20 protein-coding genes are annotated in these 23,435 nt (G+C 46.2%); 18 read left to right on the top strand and 2 right to left on the bottom strand.

From position 1 onward, the window contains the following. Positions 1-12: 12 nt before the first annotated feature. The 5 genes from rnc (at position 13) to acpS (ending at position 3,592) form a co-directional block, all read left to right on the top strand. Positions 13-690 carry a ribonuclease III gene (gene rnc / locus L3V31_RS06805; protein WP_237315345.1) on the top strand — a complete coding sequence of 226 codons (678 nt, stop codon included), beginning with the start codon at positions 13-15 and terminating at the stop codon, positions 688-690. Then, positions 683-1,645 (top strand): GTPase Era, encoded by a 963-nt coding sequence (gene era, locus L3V31_RS06800; protein ID WP_237315344.1) that lies wholly within the window; start codon positions 683-685, stop codon positions 1,643-1,645. The genes rnc and era overlap by 8 nt, the downstream gene beginning before the upstream one ends. Before the next feature lie 93 nt (positions 1,646-1,738). Continuing rightward, entirely contained in the window at positions 1,739-2,470 is a 732-nt protein-coding gene (gene recO, locus L3V31_RS06795) for a DNA repair protein RecO (RefSeq protein WP_237315343.1), read from the top strand. Then, positions 2,467-3,198 carry a pyridoxine 5'-phosphate synthase gene (gene pdxJ / locus L3V31_RS06790; RefSeq protein WP_176293485.1) on the top strand — a complete coding sequence of 244 codons (732 nt, stop codon included), beginning with the start codon at positions 2,467-2,469 and terminating at the stop codon, positions 3,196-3,198. The genes recO and pdxJ overlap by 4 nt, the downstream gene beginning before the upstream one ends. Positions 3,199-3,211: 13 nt before the next feature. Continuing rightward, positions 3,212-3,592 carry a holo-ACP synthase gene (gene acpS / locus L3V31_RS06785; protein WP_237315342.1) on the top strand — a complete coding sequence of 127 codons (381 nt, stop codon included), beginning with the start codon at positions 3,212-3,214 and terminating at the stop codon, positions 3,590-3,592. A gap of 84 nt (positions 3,593-3,676) precedes the next feature. Here acpS and barA read toward each other — a convergent pair whose 3' ends face one another. After that, positions 3,677-6,478: a two-component sensor histidine kinase BarA gene (barA, locus tag L3V31_RS06780; RefSeq protein ID WP_237315341.1), complete on the bottom strand. Its 2,802-nt coding sequence runs from the start codon at positions 6,476-6,478 to the stop codon at positions 3,677-3,679. A 192-nt stretch (positions 6,479-6,670) separates the two neighbouring features. Here barA and rlmD point away from each other — a divergent pair, with 192 nt between their 5' ends. From rlmD to rpoS, 13 genes are all read left to right on the top strand, one after another. Beyond that, complete coding sequence (rlmD, locus tag L3V31_RS06775) at positions 6,671-7,990, top strand: 23S rRNA (uracil(1939)-C(5))-methyltransferase RlmD (RefSeq protein WP_237315340.1); 1,320 nt, start codon at positions 6,671-6,673, stop codon at positions 7,988-7,990. Between the two features lie 119 nt (positions 7,991-8,109). After that, positions 8,110-10,329, top strand: a complete 2,220-nt coding sequence (gene relA, locus L3V31_RS06770) for a GTP diphosphokinase (protein ID WP_237315339.1) — start codon at positions 8,110-8,112, stop codon at positions 10,327-10,329. A gap of 234 nt (positions 10,330-10,563) precedes the next feature. Continuing rightward, on the top strand, positions 10,564-11,355 hold the full coding sequence (gene mazG, locus L3V31_RS06765; protein ID WP_237315338.1) for a nucleoside triphosphate pyrophosphohydrolase: 792 nt from the start codon (positions 10,564-10,566) through the stop codon (positions 11,353-11,355). Between the two features lie 215 nt (positions 11,356-11,570). Further along, entirely contained in the window at positions 11,571-13,211 is a 1,641-nt protein-coding gene (locus tag L3V31_RS06760) for a CTP synthase (protein ID WP_237315337.1), read from the top strand. 81 nt (positions 13,212-13,292) lie between these two features. Beyond that, on the top strand, positions 13,293-14,594 hold the full coding sequence (gene eno, locus L3V31_RS06755) for a phosphopyruvate hydratase (RefSeq protein WP_237315336.1): 1,302 nt from the start codon (positions 13,293-13,295) through the stop codon (positions 14,592-14,594). 228 nt (positions 14,595-14,822) lie between these two features. Next, positions 14,823-15,104 (top strand): cell division protein FtsB, encoded by a 282-nt coding sequence (gene ftsB, locus L3V31_RS06750; protein WP_014232984.1) that lies wholly within the window; start codon positions 14,823-14,825, stop codon positions 15,102-15,104. A 1-nt stretch (position 15,105) separates the two neighbouring features. Continuing rightward, on the top strand, positions 15,106-15,813 hold the full coding sequence (gene ispD, locus L3V31_RS06745; RefSeq protein ID WP_237315335.1) for a 2-C-methyl-D-erythritol 4-phosphate cytidylyltransferase: 708 nt from the start codon (positions 15,106-15,108) through the stop codon (positions 15,811-15,813). Between the two features lie 13 nt (positions 15,814-15,826). Next, positions 15,827-16,303 (top strand): 2-C-methyl-D-erythritol 2,4-cyclodiphosphate synthase, encoded by a 477-nt coding sequence (ispF, locus tag L3V31_RS06740; RefSeq protein WP_237315334.1) that lies wholly within the window; start codon positions 15,827-15,829, stop codon positions 16,301-16,303. A 45-nt stretch (positions 16,304-16,348) separates the two neighbouring features. Continuing rightward, positions 16,349-17,392: a tRNA pseudouridine(13) synthase TruD gene (gene truD / locus L3V31_RS06735; RefSeq protein ID WP_237315333.1), complete on the top strand. Its 1,044-nt coding sequence runs from the start codon at positions 16,349-16,351 to the stop codon at positions 17,390-17,392. Between the two features lie 29 nt (positions 17,393-17,421). Then, on the top strand, positions 17,422-18,168 hold the full coding sequence (gene surE, locus L3V31_RS06730) for a 5'/3'-nucleotidase SurE (RefSeq protein WP_237315403.1): 747 nt from the start codon (positions 17,422-17,424) through the stop codon (positions 18,166-18,168). Beyond that, positions 18,168-18,794, top strand: coding sequence for a protein-L-isoaspartate(D-aspartate) O-methyltransferase (locus tag L3V31_RS06725; protein ID WP_237315332.1), 627 nt, complete (start codon positions 18,168-18,170; stop codon positions 18,792-18,794). The genes surE and L3V31_RS06725 overlap by 1 nt, the downstream gene beginning before the upstream one ends. A 13-nt stretch (positions 18,795-18,807) precedes the next feature. After that, positions 18,808-19,731 (top strand): murein hydrolase activator NlpD, encoded by a 924-nt coding sequence (gene nlpD, locus L3V31_RS06720; RefSeq protein WP_237315331.1) that lies wholly within the window; start codon positions 18,808-18,810, stop codon positions 19,729-19,731. Positions 19,732-19,811: 80 nt separating this feature from the next. Continuing rightward, positions 19,812-20,798 (top strand): RNA polymerase sigma factor RpoS, encoded by a 987-nt coding sequence (gene rpoS, locus L3V31_RS06715; RefSeq protein WP_237315330.1) that lies wholly within the window; start codon positions 19,812-19,814, stop codon positions 20,796-20,798. 74 nt (positions 20,799-20,872) lie between these two features. Here the strand turns inward: rpoS and mutS are convergent, their stop codons facing one another. Next, positions 20,873-23,434 (bottom strand): DNA mismatch repair protein MutS, encoded by a 2,562-nt coding sequence (gene mutS / locus L3V31_RS06710; RefSeq protein WP_237315329.1) that lies wholly within the window; start codon positions 23,432-23,434, stop codon positions 20,873-20,875. Between the last annotated feature and the right edge of the window lies 1 nt (position 23,435).

Genomic DNA, 23,435 nt, shown 5'->3' with positions numbered 1-23,435 from the left:
TATCGAGAGAGTATGAATTCTCCAATTGATAAACTAGAGCGAAAGCTCGGCTACCAGTTTACAGATGCCGAGCTTATCAACCTGGCGTTGACTCACCGCAGCGCCAACAGTAAGCATAACGAACGTCTTGAGTTTCTGGGCGATTCAATTTTAAGTTTTGTCATCGCTGATGATCTGTACCATCGTTTCCCTAAAGTGAACGAAGGTGACATGAGTCGTATGCGTGCTACTTTGGTTCGCGGACATACATTGGCGGAACTGGGTCGTGAGTTCGATCTAGGAGATTATTTAAAATTAGGTCCAGGTGAATTGAAGAGTGGTGGCTTTCGCCGTGACTCTATTCTCGCCGATGCGGTGGAAGCCATTATTGGTGCAATTTACCTAGATAGTGATATTGAAGCAGTGCGTGGCATTGTACTGAGCTGGTACAAGTCTCGTCTTGAAGCCATTAAGCCTGGTGTATCACAAAAAGACCCAAAAACTCGCCTCCAAGAGTTCCTGCAAGGCAGAAGAAAACCGCTGCCTGTTTACACAGTGACTAATATTAAAGGTGAAGCGCACAACCAAGAGTTCACGGTTGAGTGTGAAGTTGCAGGTGTGGATAAACCTGTGATCGGTAAAGGCACCAGCCGCCGCAAGGCAGAACAGGCGGCAGCGGAAACAGCACTTGAGCAATTAACTAATGGCTGATAACGAATTTGATATCGACGCATATTTTGCGTCACATGGTGAAGCGAGCTCACCAGAAAACCAGCACTGCGGCTTTATCGCCATTGTTGGTCGTCCAAATGTAGGTAAATCGACCCTTCTAAACAAAATCTTGGGTCAGAAGATTTCGATTACCTCTCGTAAGCCACAAACCACACGTCACCGTATCATGGGTGTGGACACTGATGGTGACTATCAGGCGATTTATGTCGATACACCTGGGCTTCACATTGAAGAAAAGCGTGCTATCAACCGTTTGATGAACCGCGCTGCAAACTCTTCGCTGAGTGATGTGAACTTGGTTTTCTTCTTAGTCGACGGTACCCATTGGACCAAAGACGACGAGATGGTACTGACTAAGCTGCAGAAATCGAACTTCCCTGTTGTACTGTGTGTCAACAAAGTCGATAACGTACAAGATCGCAATGAAGTGATGATGCACATGGCGGACATGTCTAAGAGAATGGACTTTGTCGACGTTGTGCCAATCTCAGCTAAGCAAGGTAAGAACATCGATGTACTGCGTAAACATGTACGCGACCACTTACCAGTAGCCACGCATCACTTCCCTGAAGAGTACGTGACAGACCGTTCACAGCGCTTTATGGCATCCGAAATTGTTCGTGAAAAACTGATGCGTTTTACGGGTGAGGAGCTTCCTTACTCAGTGACGGTAGAGATTGAACGTTTTGATTACAACCCGGAAACCGATGGTTTCCATATCAATGCCCTGATTCTGGTTGAACGTAGTGGTCAGAAGAAAATGGTGATTGGTAAAGGTGGCGAGAAGATCAAAACCATCGGCCGTGAAGCTCGCCTGGATATGGAAGAGCTGTTTGGTCGTAAGGTTTATCTCGAAACTTGGGTTAAAGTGAAATCTGGTTGGGCTGACGACGAACGTGCGCTGCGCTCGCTGGGTTACATCGACGATCTATAAACTTGAAGCGAAGGCACTTCGCTCCAACATCGATTAGAATAAGGAGCCACTTGGCTCCTTATTTTTTTATTTTAGATAGGCACACCGGTATAGATGAGTAACCAGTCCTCTGAAGGCTTACAACGCTGCTTTGTTTTGCACCGAAGACCTTACAGTGAATCGAGCTTGATTCTTGATGTGTTCAGTGAGGAGTATGGCCGCATCACATTGATGGCCAAAGGCGCGCGTAGCAAACGTTCGAACCTAAAAGGGGCGCTACAGCCATTCACACCATTGTTACTCAAATGGTCAGGCAAAGGGTCAATGAAGACCTTACGACAGGCTGAACCAATCAGCCTCGGTTTACCCTTAACAGGTATCAACCTTTACTCTGCTATGTACGTCAATGAACTGATTGGCCGCGTATTGATGGCAGAAGTACCAATGCCAGCCTTGTTTCATGATTATCTGCATGCCTTAACCGAGCTTGCTCAGTGTGATAATCCTGAGCCTGCTCTGCGCCGTTTTGAATTGGCCTTACTTTCTACGATGGGGTACGGCGTCGACTTTATGCACTGTGCAGGGACGGGGGAACCTGTTGAAGCGAACATGACCTACCGTTATCGTGAGCAGAAGGGGTTTATTGCTTCAGTGAGGCGTGACAACCTGACATTTTTAGGTAATGAATTGATTGCAATCAGTGAGCGGCGCTTCGTCACTAAAGAGCAGTTAAAAGCGGCAAAACGCTTTACACGTATAGCCTTAAAGCCGTATCTTGGCGGCAAACCTTTAAAAAGTCGTGAATTGTTTATTCAGACATCCAGAGCACGGAGTAATGGAAAATGAGCTCAATCTATTTAGGCGTTAATATCGATCATATTGCTACTTTACGTAATGCACGTGGTACAAAATATCCAGATCCTGTTCATGCAGCTGAAATTGCAGAACGAGCGGGTGCTGATGGTATCACTATTCACTTGCGTGAAGACCGCCGACATATTTTGGACCGTGATGTACGTATTCTGCGTGAAACTATCCAGACGCGCATGAACCTAGAGATGGCAGTAACAGATGAAATGGTTGAGATTGCTCTGAAAACCAAGCCGGAGTTCGTTTGTTTAGTGCCAGAAAAACGTGAAGAACTGACGACAGAGGGTGGCCTGGATGTGGTTGGTCAACTTGCTAAAGTGAAGGCGGCAACTGAGAAACTCACCGAAGCTGGTATTAAAGTTTCTCTGTTTATTGATGCCGACCGCCAACAGATTGATGCAGCAAAGCAATGTGGTGCGCCTTATATTGAACTTCACACTGGTCACTATGCTGATGCGACAACTGAGGAAGAACAGCAAGCGGAACTGAAAAAAATTGCCGCTGGCGCAAGCTATGCTGACGACCTAGGTATCATTGTCAATGCGGGTCATGGTTTGACTTACCATAACGTTGCACCTATTGCTGCGTTACCAGAAATCTACGAACTGAACATTGGTCACTCTATCATTGGTCGCGCGGTGTTCGATGGCTTGGACAAAGCTGTGGCTGATATGAAAGCTTTGATGATCGAAGCTCGTAAGTAATCAGGCATTATTAATGGCTATTTTAGGTTTAGGTACGGACATTGCGGAAATAGAGCGCATTGAAAAAGCGCTGGTTCGAACTGGAGAGTCCTTTGCTCAGCGCATTCTTTGTGAAGAAGAGATCCTCAAGTTTTCACAGCTAAAGCAAAAAGGGCGTTACCTTGCCAAACGTTTTGCAGCGAAAGAAGCGGCATCGAAAGCGCTGGGTACCGGCATTGCAAAAGGGGTGACCTTTCACGACTTTTACGTGACTAACGATGAACTGGGGAAGCCTATACTTTCCCTTTCTGGTAAGGCAGAGCAAATAGCTCAAAGCTTGGGGGTAAACCATGTTCACCTTTCGATATCCGATGAGAGACACTATGCAGTTGCGACCGTGATTTTAGAGTCCTAAATCGCCTGAATTTCTTGTAAAGAAACCAAATAGCAAAAAGCCAGAACATCTGCTCTGGCTTTGTCGTTTTAGTCAGCGGACATTTTACTGCTTTAGATAGAGCTTAGCGGTGGTCGTGACCTTAATCATTTCATCTTGTAGCTCAAACATTTCGGGCTCAATGTCGTCAAGTTCCGCGCCTGAGCGAAGTGCCTGCTCCAGCGTCGCACACAACGACTTTAACCTTGGCACGCCGCAATACGAGCTACTGCCGTGCAGCTTGTGAATGACATGAATGAGCTCTTCACGGGCAAAGTTTTCTTCTGCTAGTGCTTGAGCAACCACATCATCCACTTCTGGGATAAAGTCGATTAACATACGCAGCATATCTTTGGCCAAATCTTCTTTATTCGCACTCTGTTTCAATGCGGCTTGCCAATCGATAATGACATCTTGGTGAGCCTTTTCTGTTGCACTTAGAGGTTCAGTCTCTTGTTCATCGATATAAGAAGGCGTGACTTTTCTAATGCTTTCCGCACAGGCATTTGGGTTCCAGTGAACCAAAACCTGTTGCAGCACATGCTCTTCAATTGGTTTGGTGAGGTAGTCATCCATACCCGCAGCGAGTAGACGATCACGTTCGCCCGCCATAGCATGTGCGGTTACCGCAATGACTGGTGTCTCTTTGTTGAGCTCAATCTGCTTGATATGTTTACACGCGGTCACCCCATCCATATGTGGCATTTGGATGTCCATGAATATCATGTCGTACTTTTTCTCGGTCGCCAGATTTACGGCTTGTTGACCGTTACTGCAGGCGGTTACCGTTTCAACACGCTCTTTCAGCAAAGCAGAGATAAGCTTCAAGTTGGCCGGGTTATCGTCAACAGCGAGAACGTGCAGCGGTAAACGTTCTTCCTCTACGGTTTTAATTGGTGCACGCAGAAGAGGCTGAGGAGATTCAACATGTTCGCTGATCAGGCTTTGTAGCAATCGGCGTCGTGACAGAGGCTTGGTCAGACACTGGATATGATGTTCCTTCATGATCTGATCTGCCAGGGCAAGTTCGGTACTTGGCGTCCCCATGATCACACTTGGTGCCATTTGCTTCGCTTGTTCTATCCAGGCTTCAACCGATTGCTCATCGTAAGTCTGGTTTGCAGCCAAATTGAGTAACACGTAATCGTAGTGCTCATTTGCTTCAGGTAACGATGAACGATAAGTCACTAAGATACCTTCCTGGCTTAGGATCTGTTGCGTTACTGATGCTGCCTGCATATTCGGTTCTACCAATAACAGCTGTTTACCCGTAAGCAGTTCAATCTCGATAAGGTCGCTCATTGGCATTTCTGTCGAGTTGAGTCGTAGGGTAAACCAGAATGTAGAGCCTTGATGCAATCGACTGGTCAGGCTGATTTCTCCCCCCATCTGGCTAACCAGTTTCTGGGTGATAACCAGACCAAGACCAGTACCACCGTAGCGGCGTGAGATGCTGGCATCGGCTTGGCTAAATGCCTGGAAGAGCTGCGCTTGCTGACGTTCTGAAATACCGATACCAGTATCACGAACCATAAACTGTAACTCGACCGAATCACCAGACTGAGAACGCATTTCAACACTGATGTCGATGTTGCCACGTTCAGTAAATTTGATCGAGTTACCAACCAGATTCGTCAGGACTTGTTGAATACGTAGAGGATCACCAATCAAACCTGATGGGATTTTAGGATCCACTTTGAGCGTGATTTCCAGTCCTTTTTCATGAGCACTGGTCGCTTGAAGGTTGACGACTTCTTCCAAACTTTCACGAAAATCGAACGGAATGTTTTCCAGAGCCAGCTTACCCGCTTCCAGTTTAGAAAAGTCGAGGATGTCATTAATAATATTGAGCAGGTTGTTTGCCGATTTTTCAATCGTTTGCAGGTAATCCGTCTGACTGTTTGATAGTTGAGTTTTGAGCATCTGGCGCGTAAAGCCAATCACGCCGTTCAGTGGAGTACGCAGTTCGTGCGACATATTGGCCAAGAACTCAGACTTCACACGCGCGGCTTCTTGGGCACGTTTCTTCGCGATGTCTAACTCAACGTTCTGGATTTCTAGCTGTTCTAAGGTTTCACGCAGATCAGAAGTTGCCTGATCGATACTGTGTTGCATCTCGACATGGTATTCCGAAAGTGAGACGGCCATGGCGTTGATACCATTCTTAAGCTGATCAAGCTCACCGTGCATTTTTCCTTCGATACGAACGTCCAAGTGGCCTCGTCGAATACGGTCTACAACGTTTTTCATGTGTGTGATCGGTTGGGTCACATCATGCATTAAACGGGAGGCGAATACACTGGCAAGGCCGAGACCTAAAATCAGCACCAAAAAGGCAGAGAAGACTTCCTGGTATTGCTGAAGACGCAGAGAGGAGAGATCCAGCTCTACAGCAATGTAACCGATAGCTTTGGTCGCTTGGCTTTTGTTAGACAGATCCGTCAGGTAATGACCTTCAGATAATATTGGCACACGAAGAATCAGGTAGTTGTCGTAGATTTCCGAATTTCCTAGCTGTGGGATAGGTTTATCTTTTGGAAACATCAACGCTTCAAAGTTGGGATGGAAGTTTGACGTTACAAACAGTTCATGGTGAACATCAAAGACGGCAATGCTTCGAACCAGTTTCGAGTTTTTGCGGTGAGCGTAGCTGATAAGGCGTCGGACAGCTTCACGGCTTTCTGTCAGTAGGTGAGATTCACTGGCAATCGCCAGCGGTTCGATGATGCTATTACCTGTGGTGATAACTTGTTTCTCAAGATCCTGGTAGCGGTTAAATGAGAAAAAGCCGCTCAGCAATAAGCCAATAATGAGAGTGGGAGCGAGAGTCAGTGTAATTACACGTGCTCGTAAGCCATATCTGGTCATGTTATCTAATTACATCGGAGTCTGGATATGGGAAAATAACGCATTATTTCTCAAGCGCACGATAAAGCCTTGAGTAAAAAAGTGACGTCACCGAATAAACGGTAAGCATAATCAAGTCACTCGAATCACACAACGGCTGCAATCAAGAATAGTGAAGCCGTAGGGCAATTAGACACAAATCAGGCACAGAGCATGGCACGCATCTTTCAACCGAAAAAGAAAACCCAACTCAACACTCGTCACCAGCAGGTGCACGTTGAACGTTTGGATCATCATGGCGCGGGTATCGCTTACCTAAAGAAAAAGCCGCTATTTATTGATGGAGCGCTGCCCGGTGAGGAAGTGGTGACACAGCTGGTGGAAGAGAAAAGTAAGTTTGCCCGCGGTAAGCTAATCAAAATTTTGCAGCCAAGTGACACACGTATAGAACCATTCTGTCCGCATTACCATGAGTGTGGTGGCTGTGATTTACAGCACTTGGAATATGACCAACAATTGACGCACAAACAGCAGACTCTGCGTCAGCTCATGCGAAAATTTGCAGGCAGTGATATCGAACTTGATGCGCCAGTATTAGGCGAGCAGCGCCAATACCGACGTCGTGCGCGCGTGAGCCTGTTTATAGATAAAAAAACGCGCCAACTGCATTTTGGCTTCCGCAAAAAGCAAAGCAAACAGATTGCTCAGGTGACCGATTGTCCCGTGTTAGCGCCGCAGCTGAACGTTCTGCTTCCTGAAATTTACGCGGAGCTAAAACAATTTAAAAAGCCTGAGCAACTTGGTCATGTTGAGCTGGTCTTAGGTGATAACGGGCCTTGTATTACTCTGCGCCACATGAGTAATTTGACCGAACCGGAAGTTGAGGCTTTGGTTAAGCTTGCTAAACGCCATAGTGCCGCCTTATACCTGATGCCACAGAGTGATCAGCTCGATTTAATTGCAGGCGAGACGCCGTTCTATCAGGAAAATGGCGTGAAGGTGCCTTTCGCACCAAATAACTTTATTCAGGTCAATCAAGCGGTAAACCAAAAAATGGTGGGTCAGGCCATCCAGTGGTTAGACCCACAAGACAGCGATCGAGTGTTAGATTTGTTCTGTGGGCTGGGTAACTTTAGCTTGCCAATCGCTAAGTTAGCCAAACACGTTGTCGGTATAGAAGGGGTAGCTGAAATGGTAGAGAAAGCGACAAATAATGCATCCTTGAACCAAATCAACAACGCACAATTTTATCACGCTAACCTAGAGCAGGACTTTGACGGTCAGGTTTGGGCGGCAGAGAGTTTTGATAAAGTACTGCTCGATCCAGCGCGTGCCGGAGCGAGTGGGATCATCGATCAAGTTTCCGCTCTTGGGGCTCAGCGTGTGGTTTATGTTTCTTGTAATCCTGCTACCCTTGCAAGGGACAGTCAGAGCTTAATTGAACAAGGCTACAAATTAACCAAACTAGGTATGCTCGATATGTTCCCGCATACCAGCCATTTAGAATCCATGGCCTTGTTTGAAAAGTCCTAGTAATAGGACGTTGGCCCTTTACTTGTGGTGGGGTCAAAAGTCAGCGCCCCATGCTGACTAAAGAACTAATCTGGACGGTGTTAGTCAAACCACACGAATATAATAATTAGGACGATGAGATGGTTGCGGTAAGAAGCGCGCATTTAAATCAAAACGAACAGTTTGAACTCGAGCAATGGGTAGCTAGCCTAGGGCAAGAGAAAAACACAGCATCCCGCTTAATTGAGGTTTACAGAGATTGCCAAAATATTTTGGTGGATCACGAGCAAGCGGAACTATTGCTGTGGCGTGGACGAGAAATGATCGAGATACTGATCACCTTGTCTATGGATAAAGCTACCTTAGTGGCAGCACAACTGTTCCCGTTGGTTTCAAGTGGTGCTTTCAACAGAGAACTGCTGGAAGAAAAATACAGTAAAGAAATCATAAAGCTGATAGATGGCGTTGAAGAGATGGCCGCCATCGGTCAACTCAATGTCACCATGGAAGGGGGCTCTGCTTCGTCTCAGGTAGATAATGTGCGTCGCATGCTACTTGCCATGGTTGATGATTTCCGATGCGTGGTTATTAAGCTGGCAGAACGTATCTGTAACCTGATTGAAGTTAAAAAAGCGCCGGATGAAGTGCGTTGTGCTGCGGCAAAAGAGTGTGCCAATATTTATGCGCCTTTGGCGAACCGTCTTGGTATCGGTCAGCTCAAATGGGAAATCGAAGACTACGCATTCCGCTATCAGCAGCCAGAAACCTACAAACAAATCGCTAAGCAGCTCTCTGAGCGCCGTATTGTTCGTGAGCAATACATCAAAGATTTTGTGGAAGACCTCACTCAAGAAATGAGAGCCTCCGGTATTAATGCTGAAGTAAGTGGCCGGCCAAAGCACATCTACAGTATCTGGCGAAAAATGCAGAAGAAGAGCTTGGCGTTTGACGAACTGTTTGACGTCAGAGCGGTGCGTATTATCGCGGATAAACTGCAAGACTGTTATGCCGCGTTAGGTGTTGTGCACACCAAATATAAGCACTTACCAAGTGAGTTCGATGACTACGTAGCGAACCCAAAGCCAAACGGATATCAATCCATCCATACCGTAATTCTTGGTCCTGAAGGGAAAACCATCGAGATCCAGATCCGAACCAAGCAAATGCATGAAGAATCGGAGCTTGGTGTCGCCGCGCACTGGAAGTACAAAGAAGGCGCGAGTGCACGTAGCGGGTACGATGAAAAGATCACCTGGCTGCGTAAGCTTCTGGATTGGCAAGAAGAGATGTCCGATTCGGGTGAAATGCTTGATGAGCTACGAAGCCAAGTTTTCGATGACCGTGTTTATGCTTTTACACCTCGTGGTGATGTTGTCGACTTACCAATGGGCGCTACTCCGCTCGACTTTGCTTATCATATACACTCCGAAGTAGGCCATCGCTGTATTGGCGCCAAAGTTGGCGGACGTATTGTACCTTTTACCCATAAGCTGCACATGGGTGATCAGGTTGAAATCATCACCTCGAAAGAGCCAAATCCATCACGTGACTGGCTAAATCCTTCATTAGGATTCGTACATTCTGGTCGAGCTCGCGCCAAGATCAATGCTTGGTTCCGCAAGCAAAGTCGCGAGAAAAACTTAGAGGCAGGTCGTGAAATCCTAGAGCACGAACTGGTGAAAATTGGCGCGACCATGAAAGACGCTGAGCGTTACGCGCTGAAGCGATTCAACGTGAATACGCCAGATGAGCTGTACGTTGGTGTGGGAAGTGGTGACTTACGTATCAACCAGATCATCAATCATATCAACGCGCTGGTCAACAAACCGACTGCAGAAGAAGAAGACCAACAGGCCCTCGAAAAGCTGCAAGAAGCGGAGCACAAATCGCCCGCTCAAAGTCGACCAAAGAAAGATGCGGTTGTCGTTGAAGGGGTCGATAACCTGATGACGCACCTTGCGCGTTGTTGTCAGCCAATCCCAGGTGATGATATCTGTGGTTATATTACGCAAGGACGTGGCATTTCAGTACACCGTAGCGACTGTGAACAGCTCGAAGAGCTAAGGCATCACGCACCAGAACGTATTATTGATACCGTCTGGGGCAGTGGTTTTGTCGGTTCGTACATTCTCACCGTTCGAGTTGAGGCGATGGAGCGTGGTGGTTTGCTGAAAGACATCACCACTCTATTTGCGAATGAGAAAATCAAAGTCACCAGCATGAAGAGTCGCGTCGATTACCGTCGTCAGCTTGCCATCATGGACTTTGATCTCGAAGTGACCAATATCGAGGCGCTTTCTCGAGTGTCGAAACGTGTGGAGCAGATCAGAGATGTGATGTCTGTAAAACGTCTCGGCTAACTTTCACGTCGTACTTTTCATTTTTACTGCGTTAACTTCGCTTTCTCGCTCCATCACATGGTGAACCATGCTCAGGAGTCTCGAAAGCTTGTTGCCTTGTTAAAATAACAATTACTTAGTGAAAGGTGAGAACTAAAAGAAGCTACGCAGTGTCGTAAGCGAATTAATTAGAGGTGAGTGGTTATGCTGCTCGCCTTTTTGTTTAAAGGAACTCTTTGTTTAAGGGAAAAGTATATGAGTCATCCAATTGAACAGCTTGAAGCGATCATGGCGCAGTTGCGTGATCCGGAGGGAGGGTGCCCTTGGGATTTGAAGCAGAGCTTTGACACCATTGTTCCGCACACTATAGAAGAAACCTATGAAGTTGTGGATGCGATTCAAAATCGAGACTGGCCAAATCTGAAAGAAGAGCTGGGGGATTTGCTGTTTCAGGTGATTTTTTACAGCCAATTGGCAAAAGAGCAGGATCTATTTGATTTTTCAGATGTGGTTGAAACTGTGAACGAAAAACTGACTCGTCGTCATCCCCACGTTTTTTCTGACGTTGAATTTGAGTCTGATGCTGAAATTAATGCGAATTGGGAAGCGGAAAAGGCGAAAGAAAAAGCACAAGTAGGCAAACAAGAAGAAAGTATTCTAGACTCAATACCAAACTCTTTACCGGCGCTTTCTCGTGCTACAAAAATTCAGAAAAAGTGTGCGAAATACGGATTTGATTGGGACTCACTTGGGCCTGTTGTGGAAAAGGTTCAGGAAGAAATTGATGAGGTAATGGAAGAAGCGATTCAAGTTGACCCAGACGACGAGAAAGTAGAGCTTGAGCTGGGTGATTTGCTTTTTGCTACGGTTAACTTGGCTCGACATCTTGGTAAAGACCCCGAGGTTGCTTTGGGTAAAGCGAATTTAAAGTTTGCGCGACGCTTTAAACAAGTAGAGATGAAGGTGGCACAATCTGGCAGGGGACTGAAAGATTGTTCATTGGCTGAGCTTGATAAATTCTGGGATGAAGTTAAAAAAGAAGAGTAGAGTGGGCGTAAAATGGCAGGAAGCGGTTTTTGAGACAAGTTTGACTCAGAAGATAAATATGCACCCGTCTTCTCTTTGTCCACTTTGATTTGAAGCAAAAAATAAAAAATAGCAGTGTGATAGATTTCACGTTGTGGCGGTAAGGAGCTTCTGGTATATTTATCTCCCGTCCAGAAGCACTCCATTTCCCTCATTCAACCAATTTCAGGTTAAACATGACGACAAATTACATTTTTGTTACTGGCGGGGTTGTATCCTCTCTAGGTAAAGGTATTGCAGCAGCATCTCTTGCGGCTATTCTAGAAGCTCGTGGTCTTAAAGTGACTATGATGAAGCTTGACCCTTACATCAACGTTGATCCAGGCACTATGAGCCCGATCCAACACGGTGAAGTGTTTGTCACGGAAGATGGCGCAGAGACTGACCTTGACCTTGGTCACTACGAGCGTTTCATCCGCACTAAAATGACCAAGCGTAACAACTTCACTGCAGGTCGTGTTTATGCCGACGTACTTCGTAAAGAACGTCGTGGTGACTACCTAGGCGCAACCATTCAGGTTATCCCTCATATCACTAACGCAATCAAAGATCGCGTGATCGCTGGCTCTGAAGGTCACGATGTGGCTATCGTTGAAGTTGGCGGCACTGTCGGTGATATCGAATCGCTACCGTTTATGGAAGCAATTCGTCAGTTGGCGATCGAAGTTGGCCGTGAAAACGCAATGTTCATGCACCTGACGCTTGTTCCTTACCTAGCCGCTGCGGGTGAAGTGAAAACTAAGCCGACTCAGCACTCTGTAAAAGAGCTGCTATCTATCGGTATCCAGCCAGATATTCTAGTTTGTCGTAGCGATCGCATGATCCCAGCGAACGAACGTAAGAAGATTGCTCTATTCTGTAATGTTCCAGAAAAAGCAGTTATCTCAATGAAGGATGTGGATTCTATCTACAAGATCCCTCAACTAATTAAAGCTCAAGGTCTAGATGATCTTGTATGCTCACGCTTTGGTATTACAGCGCCAGAAGCTGACCTGTCTGAATGGGAACAGGTAATTTACGAAGAAGCAAATCCAACTGGTGAAGTGACCATTGGTATGGTAGGTAAATACATCGAACTACCAGATGCTTACAAATCTGTAAACGAAGCGCTTAAACACGCAGGCTTGAAGAACCGTCTAAACGTGACCATCAAGTACGTTGACTCTCAAGATATTGAAACCCGTGGTGTTGAGCTTTTAGAAGGGCTTGACGCAATCTTGGTTCCTGGTGGCTTCGGTGATCGTGGCGTTGAAGGAAAAATCCGTGCAGCTCAATACGCACGTGAGAACAACGTTCCTTACCTAGGCATTTGTCTTGGTATGCAAGTTGCCCTAATCGAATACGCGCGTAACGTTGCGGGTATGGAAGGTGCACATTCAACAGAATTTAACAAAGAAACGAAGTACCCTGTGGTAGGTTTGATCACAGAATGGGTAGACGAATCAGGTAACGTTGAAGAACGCACTGAAAAGTCTGACCTTGGCGGTACTATGCGTCTTGGTTCACAGCTATGTCACCTACAGAAAGGGACAAAAGCTTACGAACTATACGGTAGCGCGACGATCCATGAACGTCACCGTCACCGTTACGAAGTAAATAACAATCTTCGTCCGCAAATCGAGAAAGCTGGTCTGAAAGTGTCTGGTCTGTCTGCGGACAAGAAGCTAGTAGAGATGGTTGAGAACCCAGAACACCCATGGTTCGTTGCGGCTCAATTCCACCCAGAATTTACATCGACGCCTCGCGATGGTCACCCATTGTTTGCAGGTTTCGTTAAGGCCGCTGGTCAATTCTCACGCGGCGAGTTCGAGAAGTAAGTAAAGGATACGGGCGGCGGCGAAGGTTGTGCTGCCGCCCTTTAAAATTGACATTTATATTTGAAACGAGAGGAAACATTAATGTCTAAGATCGTTAAAGTTCTAGGTCGTGAAATCATCGACTCACGTGGTAACCCAACAGTAGAAGCTGAAGTTCACCTAGAAGGCGGTTTCGTAGGTATGGCAGCAGCTCCATCTGGTGCATCTACTGGTTCTCGCGAAGCTCTTGAGCTACGTGACGGTGACAAAGCACGTTTCCTAGGTAAAGGTGTTCTTAAAGCAGTTGAAGCTGTAAACGGCGCAATCGCTGAAGCTCTAGTTGGCAAAGATGCTAAAGATCAAGCTGCAATCGACGCAGTAATGATCGAACTAGATGGTACTGAAAACAAATCTAAATTCGGTGCTAACGCTATCCTAGCTGTTTCTCTAGCAAACGCTAAAGCTGCAGCAGCAGCGAAAGGCATGCCTCTATACGAGCACATTGCTGAACTAAACGGCACTCCAGGTCAATTCTCAATGCCTCTACCAATGATGAACATCATCAACGGTGGTGAGCACGCAGACAACAACGTTGACATCCAAGAGTTCATGATCCAACCAGTTGGCGCTAAGACTCTTAAAGAAGCTCTACGTATCGGTGCTGAAGTATTCCACAACCTAGCTAAAGTTCTTAAAGGCAAAGGCCTAAGCACTGCAGTTGGTGATGAAGGTGGTTTCGCTCCTAACCTAGAATCAAACGCTGCTGCACTAGCTGCAATCAAAGAAGCTGTAGAAGCTGCTGGTTACGAGCTAGGTAAAGACGTTACTCTAGCTATGGACTGTGCTGCATCTGAGTTCTACGACAAAGAAGCTGGCAACTACAACATGAAAGGTGAAGGCAAAATCTTCACTTCTGAAGAGTTCAACTTCTACCTACAAGATCTAGCTAACCAATACCCAATCGTATCTATCGAAGACGGTCTTGATGAATCAGATTGGGATGGCTTCAAGCACCAAACTGAACTTCTAGGTAACAAACTTCAGCTAGTAGGTGACGATCTATTTGTTACTAACACTAAGATCCTAGCTGAAGGTATCGAGAAAGGCGTAGCTAACTCTATCCTTATCAAGTTCAACCAAATCGGTTCTCTAACTGAGACTCTAGCTGCAATCAAGATGGCTAAAGACGCAGGTTACACTGCAGTTATCTCTCACCGTTCTGGCGAAACTGAAGATGCAACTATCGCTGATCTAGCGGTAGGTACTGCTGCAGGTCAAATCAAGACTGGTTCTATGAGCCGTTCTGACCGTGTTGCTAAGTACAACCAGCTTATCCGTATCGAGGAAGCGCTAGGTGAGCGTGCACCTTACAACGGTCTTAAAGAAGTTAAAGGCCAAGCTTAATTCTTAATTGAATTAGTTTAGCTAAATAGCTTTGTAGAACGCTCCACTCCGGTGGGGCGTTTTTGTTTTAAAGAAAAGTGCCAGGTGAGCGTTCTCCCAAAGCTTTTCTTCACGCTCTTTCATGTGAGGAGTCTGTGAGTCTTCTTTAATGCCCTAGAGGCAACCCCGCATTTATGCTATATATATCATCTTATCTAATTCCTTCCGGTACAGAATGTTAGCAACGATATGCGAATCTTTGTAATAGCCCTTACGTTACTGTTTGGCTTACTTCAATACACTCTATGGTTCGGCAAGAACGGGGTGTCTGATTACTATGCAGTAGAAGATGAAATCGAAGTACAGCAACAAGTTAACAGCAAGCTACAGGCTCGCAATAATGAAATGTTTGCTGAAATTGATGATCTAAGACAAGGCATTGATGCCATTGAAGAAAGAGCGCGCCATGAGCTTGGCTTAGTCAGAGATGGTGAAACTTTCTACCGAATTGTTGGTGAGGAAAACCAGTAAGATGTTGGATACTGTCCCATCTCATATCGCTATTGTACCTGCAGCGGGTGTCGGTAGCAGAATGAAAGCCGATCGCCCCAAACAGTATTTATTGATTGATGGAAAGGCGGTGTTAGAGCATACGGTAGAGAAGCTTCTCTCCCATTCTAAAATCGCTAAAGTGGTGGTGGCGGTTACCGAAGGTGATCCTTATTACCCCGAATTATCTATTGCCAGTCATCCGGATGTTATACGAGTGGATGGAGGCAAAGAAAGAGCCGATTCTGTTCTTTCAGGGCTAAACTATGTGAGTAATCAACTTGCCAGTGAGTGGGTGCTGGTTCACGACGCTGCAAGACCGTGTGTAACGTTAACAGATATAGATCGTTTGATTGATGTGTGTATTGAACATCCCACTGGTGGCATTCTTGCTTCACCAGTGAGAGATACGATGAAACGTGCTAACTCAGTACAAAATATTGATCATACTGTCGACAGAGAAGCATTGTGGCATGCACTAACCCCACAAATGTTTAAAACTCAGCCCTTAAAAAATGCTCTGAGCGACGCTTTACAGCAAAGCATCGCCATCACTGATGAAGCCTCCGCTTTGGAGTGGAAGGGCGAAGCGCCCGCTTTAGTTCAGGGCAATGCGAGCAATATAAAAATTACTCAACCAGAAGATCTCGCATTAGCTGAGTTTTATTTAAGCCGTGAGCGCGGCGAATAATTAAGGATAGAAAATGATTCGAATTGGTCACGGTTTTGACGTACACAAATTTGGTGGCGAAGGCCCAGTTATTATTGGCGGAGTCTCTGTTCCTTATGAGCAAGGGCTTATCGCACATTCAGATGGCGATGTAGCTTTACATGCGTTGAGCGATGCGTTGCTTGGTGCAATAGCGGCTGGTGATATTGGCCGGCACTTTCCTGATACTGATGACAAGTGGAAGGGCGCAGACAGTCGCGAGCTATTGAAAGATGTCTACCGCCGTGTAAAAGAACAAGGATATCGATTAGGCAATGCCGATATTACTATCATGGCGCAAGCACCGAAAATGGCACCGCACATTGAAGCAATGTGTGCCGCAATTGCTCAAGATCTAGAAACCGATATCAGCAACATCAATGTAAAAGCGACGACAACAGAGCGCCTAGGTTTTACTGGACGTAAAGAAGGTATCGCTACAGAAGCCGTTGTTCTTTTGTTTAAGCAATAATCATCAACTTGTTCCCTAATGCTGCAAGAGCAGTGGAATTAAATCATGTCAGACATTTTATCTTCATTGGCTTACCTAACGGGTAAACCAGTCGCATCAGCGAAAATCAAAGCGCAACCAGAACACTTTCAGGTGAGCGAAGATCTCGGCTTTGCCTTTACTGGCGAAGGGGAGCATTTGATGGTGCGTATTCGTAAAACGGGTGAGAACACCAGCTTTGTTGCTAATGAGTTAGCTAAAGCGTGTGGTGTGAAATCTAAGGATGTGAGCTGGGCTGGCTTAAAAGACCGCCATGCGGTGACAGAGCAATGGCTGAGCGTTCATTTACCAAAAGGTGAGACACCGGACTTTTCCTTGTTCTTAGCGCAATACCCAAACATTGAAATTCTGGCAACGGATCGTCACAACAAAAAGTTACGCCCGGGTGATTTGGTTGGCAACGGATTTGTCGTCACGTTGTCTGAAGTGACAGACATCGCGGACGTAGAGCGTCGTCTTGAAAAAATAAAGCACGTTGGCGTACCAAACTACTTTGGTGCTCAGCGCTTTGGCAACGATGGGAATAACCTGGAAGAAGCCCGTCGTTGGGGACGTGAAAATGTACGTACACGGAATCAAAATAAGCGCAGTATGTACCTGTCAGCGGCGCGATCATGGATTTTTAACCGCATCGTTTCTGAGCGTTTAGAGCAGGGCCTGTTCGACAAGTTTGTCGAGGGTGATGTTGCACAAACCTCCGCAGGTAACGTGACGGTTGATGCGAGCAATATAGCGGCGATGCAAGCTCAGTTTATCGACGGAGACGCGGCTATTACTGCTGCACTTGCTGGTGATAATGCATTACCGACCCAAGCCGATGCTTTGGCATTGGAGCAACCGTTCCTAGATGAAGAGCCTGACTTGATGGCGCTTATCCGTGGTAATCGCATGCGTCATGATCGCCGTAATGTTGCACTAAAGCCACAAGATCTTGCTTGGCGCGTTGAAGGTAACAATATTACGCTGACTTTCTCATTAGATGCAGGCTCGTTTGCTACATCCATTGTTCGTGAGTTAGTCAACGAGGTAAAAGTAGAAAGAGAGTACTAATGGAACAAGATTCACCAAACGCTAAGTCCTTGCGAATTCTGATTAGTAATGACGATGGTGTTTATGCTCAGGGAATTCATGCTCTTGCAGATGAATTGAGAGACATTGCCGAAGTGACGATTGTTGCGCCAGACCGAAACCGTTCTGGTGCTTCAAACTCGCTGACCTTAGAGCAGCCGCTTCGAGTGACACAGATTGCACCAAACACTTATTCTGTACAAGGAACACCGACGGATTGTGTTCATTTTGCTTTAAACGAGTTAATGAAAGATGACCTGCCTGACCTTGTTCTGACTGGTATCAATCATGGTGCAAATTTAGGTGATGATGTCCTTTATTCAGGGACTGTCGCGGCAGCAATGGAAGGGCACTTTCTCGGTGTTCAGTCTGTTGCATTTTCATTGGTTGGAAAGCGCCATTTTGAGTCTGCAGCAAAAATTGCACGCAGACTTGTACAACAACACCTTGCTATGCCTATTCCAACCAACCGCTTGTTGAACGTTAATGTTCCTGATCTTCCCTTGGAAAAACTGGGCCAAATCGAAGTCACCCGCCTGGGTGCGCGTCATCACGCAGAGAACATGATTAAGCAGAAAGATCCGCGAGGTCATGATATTTACTGGTTAGGGCCTCCTGGCAAAGAGCAAGATGCAGGTGAAGGTACTGACTTTTATGCGATTGAGCGAGGTCGGGTCTCTATTACCCCGCTGCAAGTTGATCTTACGGCTCATGAATCACTGCGTGCTATGGATAGTTGGTTGAAGGAAGAGAAGTAATGAGTAACCCACATGCTGACCGGTTGATTGAATATCTCGTCGCCAGTGGCATTAAAGAGCAACGTGTTCTGGATGCGATACACCATCTGCCGAGAGAACGGTTCGTTTCTCAAGCGATGATGCACCAAGCCTACGACAACAATGCGTTACCGATTGGTCAGGGACAAACTATTTCTCAGCCTTACATTGTTGCGCGTATGACAGAGTTATTAGAGCTCGAGCCTTCAAGTAACGTTTTGGAAATTGGCACTGGCTCGGGATATCAAACTGCGGTTTTGGCGCGACTTGTCGAGCGTGTGTACTCCGTTGAACGCATTAAGTCTTTACAGTGGGAAGCCAAGCGTCGCCTCAAGCAACTTGATATCTACAACATATCGACGAAACATGGAGATGGGTGGCTCGGTTGGGAAACTAAAGGTCCATTTGATGCCATTATTGTAACCGCTGCTGCAGAAGTCATTCCCCAAGCACTTCTAGCGCAGTTGAAAGATGGTGGTAGGATGGTTATCCCTGTTGGTGAAACGGAACAACAACTATTGAAGATTGAGCGTAAAGGAGAAGAGTACCTTTCTACCGTGGTGGAGATGGTACGGTTCGTTCCTTTAGTGGCGGGTGATTTAGCATAAGGGTTAAAGATAGGTGAGTAAGTTATTACGTCGAACTGGTATTAGCTTTATGTTAGCTGCAGGACTTCTCGGTTGTGCGGCACACTCACCAGCGCCTGTTTCTAGCCTTAAAAAAGATTACTCAAATGTTGAGCGGGGGAGTTATAGAGGGAGTTACTACGAAGTAAAGAAAGGAGACACACTTTATTTCATAGCATATGTCACAGATAAGGATGTAAATGATCTCGTCCGTTACAATGAGCTTGCTCAACCTTACACTATCTATCCAGGTCAACGTCTAAAACTTTGGGCTCCGAAATATATTGCTCCGAAATACGGGCAAAAAGTGGCACCCGTTGTAGCGCCTATAGTTGCAAAGCCTCCAGTTCCAGTGGCTAAAATACCAACAGCATCCAAGCCTGTTGATTCAAGTAAAAGCTCTACTCCCAAAGTGCAACCAACTAATCCTAAAGTATTACAAAAGCAGCCTCCGAAGAAGGTTGAACAATCCAAAACAAAGGAGTATGTTGGTTCAAAAGATAACCAAAATGTGAAGAAAAATACGTCAACAACGACTACTAAAAACACAAGTGTATCGAAGTGGTTGTGGCCAACAAAAGGGAGAGTAATCAAGAACTTTTCGGCGGGAGAACAGGGAAATAAAGGTATTGATATCGCAGGGCAGCGTGGTCAGCCAATTGTTTCAACCGCAGCCGGCACAGTTGTTTATTCAGGCAATGCACTACGAGGTTATGGCAACCTAATTATAGTGAAGCATAATGATAATTATCTAAGCGCATATGCCCATAACGACAAACTGCTGGTATCCGAAGGACAGAGTGTGAACAGTGGACAGAAAATCGCAACCATGGGTAGTTCCGGTTCAAAATCAGTCAAGCTGCACTTTGAAATTCGCTATCAAGGTAAATCAGTGAATCCAAAACGCTATTTACCGTAAAACTTTGAAAAACAACTTGCGAAACCATTTAGCGACATATTGAGTTGTCATGTCTTGCTAACTCGCCAAGGGGAGGCGTTATGAGTATCAGCAACACAGTAACCAAAGTTGAAGAGTTTGAATTCGACGATGAGACAGTGAAGACCGTTGCCAATCGACTCGGAAAATCATCATCCACAGGAAGCAAAACTGCTGCGCGTGAAGAATTTGATGCAAGCAGCAAGAGCTTAGATGCAACTCAATTGTATCTAGGTGAAATTGGCTTCTCACCTCTACTTACTGCTGAAGAAGAAGTGCTGTATGCTCGACGCGCGTTACGTGGCGACGAAGCTGCTCGTAAGCGCATGATCGAAAGTAACTTACGTTTGGTGGTAAAGATCTCTCGCCGTTATAGCAACCGTGGCTTAGCTCTTCTTGACCTTATTGAAGAAGGTAATCTAGGCTTGATCCGAGCAGTTGAAAAATTTGATCCAGAGCGCGGCTTCCGTTTCTCTACGTATGCAACATGGTGGATTCGACAAACGATCGAACGTGCGTTGATGAATCAAACTCGTACTATTCGTCTTCCGATTCACGTTGTGAAAGAGCTGAACATTTACTTGCGTACGGCACGTGAACTTTCTCAGAAGCTCGATCATGAACCAACAGCCGAAGAGATTGCGGCGCAACTCGATATACCTGTCGAAGATGTCAGCAAAATGCTTCGCTTGAATGAGCGTATCAGTTCTGTCGACACGCCAATTGGTGGTGATGGTGAAAAAGCACTACTCGATATCATTCCAGATGGAAACAACTCTGACCCTGAAGTTTCTACACAAGATGACGATATTAAGTCTTCTCTGATCCATTGGCTTGAAGAGCTAAACCCGAAACAGAAAGAAGTGTTGGCTCGTCGTTTTGGTTTATTAGGCTATGAACCTTCAACGCTGGAAGAAGTAGGCCGTGAAATCGGACTCACTCGTGAACGCGTTCGCCAAATCCAAGTGGAAGGTCTACGTCGTCTGCGCGAAGTATTGATTAAACAAGGCTTAAATATGGAGAACTTGTTTAACGTCGAAGACGACTAATCGACATACATAAAGAGAAAAGGCTATGGGTAACCATAGCCTTTTTGCGTTTTAAGCAGGGTATTCAAATACTGCTAAAGCATTTTTTTCAGACGATACAGCTCTTCAAGTGCCTGGCGAGGTGTCATCTCATCGGGATCGATGTTTGATAAGGCTTGCTCGATTTCGCTTGGCTCAGGAATTAGGCTAAGCTGATTCGCCACATCGACGGCTCCCGGGCGAGGGGAGTCATTACCATGACTTAACTGCTCAAGCTGAGATAACTTCGCGCGCGCATTTTTGATCACGGTTTTTGGGACACCAGCCAATCCAGCAACGGCAAGACCGTATGATTTACTTGCAGCACCTTCTTGAACCGCGTGCATAAATGCAATGCTGTCCCCATGCTCGACGGCGTCCAGGTGGACGTTTGCCAAATTTGGTAACTGACTTGGTAGTTCCGTTAATTCAAAATAGTGCGTGGCAAACAGTGTCATTGCCCCAATTTGTGTTGCCAGCCATTCTGCGCTTGCCCATGCCAAAGACAGACCATCATAGGTGCTAGTGCCTCGGCCAATTTCATCCATTAGTACTAAACTGTTCTTAGTTGCGTTGTGCAAAATATTCGCCGTTTCCGTCATTTCAACCATGAAGGTTGATCGTCCGGAAGCTAAGTCATCAGAAGCGCCAATACGAGTGAAGATGCGATCTAACGAACCAATCTGAGCAGATTCTGCTGGCACGTATGAACCGATGTGAGCCATCAGAGCAATGAGCGCGGTTTGACGCATGTATGTCGATTTACCACCCATGTTTGGACCAGTGATGATCAACATTTTACGTTGTGGATTAAGTTCTATCGGGTTTGCGATAAATGGATCACTGGTGACTTGTTCTACGACTGGGTGGCGACCCGATTGGATTTGGATACCCGGATCTTTTACTAAATTCGGACGGCAGTAATCAAGTGAATCAGCGCGTTCTGCTAAATTTTGTAGGACGTCTAGCTGAGAAATTGCGGAAGCCAAATTCTGTAGCTGTTCAAGATTCGGCATCAGCAGATCAAACAGCCCTTCCCAAAGCTGCTTTTCTAACGCTAGTGCCTTTGACTTTGAGTTAAGCACTTTGTCTTCGTGCTCTTTCAGCTCAGGAATAATGTAGCGTTCTGCGTTTTTAAGGGTTTGGCGACGCACATAGTGTGGCGGTACTAAATGGCTTTGACCACGGCTAACCTGAATATAAAAGCCATGAACGTTGTTGTAACCCACTTTAAGCGTATCGATGCCATGACGCTCACGTTCGTCCAATTCAAGTTTTTCTAAGTATTCCGTTGCACCATCAGCGAGTTTACGCCACTCATCCAGCTCTTCATTGTAGCCCTCTGCGATAACGCCGCCGTCGCGGATCACCACTGGAGGGTTTTCCTTAATTGCGCGCTCCAGCAAATCGCATACTTCATCGATAGGTGCAGCAAACTGAGCCAGTTTCACTAGGTATGGATGAGCCAGTGAGGTGGTAACACTCTCCAGTTCAGGGAGTTGCTGCATAGCATGACGCAGACGAGCCATATCACGTGGACGTGCTGAGCGTAACGCAAGACGCGCCAAAATTCGCTCAATATCACCAACCTGTTTTAAAGTTGGCTGAAGATCGGCAAACAGGCCTTGATCTTTAATTTCACCAATTGCATCAAGGCGGTTATTTAGAGTATCGATACAACGCATAGGTTGATGTAACCAACGCTTAAGCATACGGCTCCCCATTGGGGTTGCACAGTGATCCAATACCGCAGCTAACGTATTGTCTGTCGCACCAGCAAGGTTTTGGGTAATTTCGAGATTACGACGTGTTGCGGCATCCAAAATGACGGAGTGATCCTGGCGATCAAACGTTAAAGAACGAATGTGTGGTAGCGCGGTACGTTGCGTGTCTTTTACATATTGGATCAGACAACCGGCGGCACATAATCCGAGTGACGTGTGTTCTACGCCAAAGCCAATCAAGTCTTTGGTACCGAATTGCTGATTCAGTTGTTGTTTCGCGGTATCTAATTCAAATTCCCATACCGGACGACGACGGTTACCGTTACGGCTCGACATTAAGTGGACGGGTTCAAAATCTTCAGGAAACAGTAACTCACGTGGGGCTGTGCGTTGCAGCTCAGCCGACATCGCCTCTTCGGTTTCAGGTTCCGTTAATTGAAAACGGCCTGAAGTGACATCCAGAGTCGCGTAACCAAACTTACCGTTGTGGTGATAAATCGCCGCAATCAAGTTATCGAGACGCTCAGACAGAAGGGCTTCATCGGTGACGGTACCCGGAGTAACAATGCGTACGACTTTACGCTCTACGGGACCTTTACTGGTCGCGGGATCACCGATCTGTTCACAGATTGCGACAGACTCACCAAGCTGAACAAGTTTGGCTAAATAGCCTTCTACGGCATGAAATGGCACACCCGCCATAGGAATAGGCTCTCCTGCAGATGAACCACGCTTGGTCAATGAGATATCAAGCAATTGAGAGGCACGCTTAGCATCATCATAGAAGAGCTCGTAGAAATCGCCCATGCGGTAAAACAGCAAAATATCAGGGTTCTCAGCCTTTAGCTTGAGGTATTGCTGCATCATCGGAGTGTGTTTTTGTTCAGCTTTCACA

The sequence above is a fragment of the Vibrio sp. J1-1 genome, from assembly GCF_021728395.1.
Lineage (GTDB): Bacteria > Pseudomonadota > Gammaproteobacteria > Enterobacterales > Vibrionaceae > Vibrio.
This window is presented reverse-complemented; position numbering and strand designations above follow the sequence as displayed.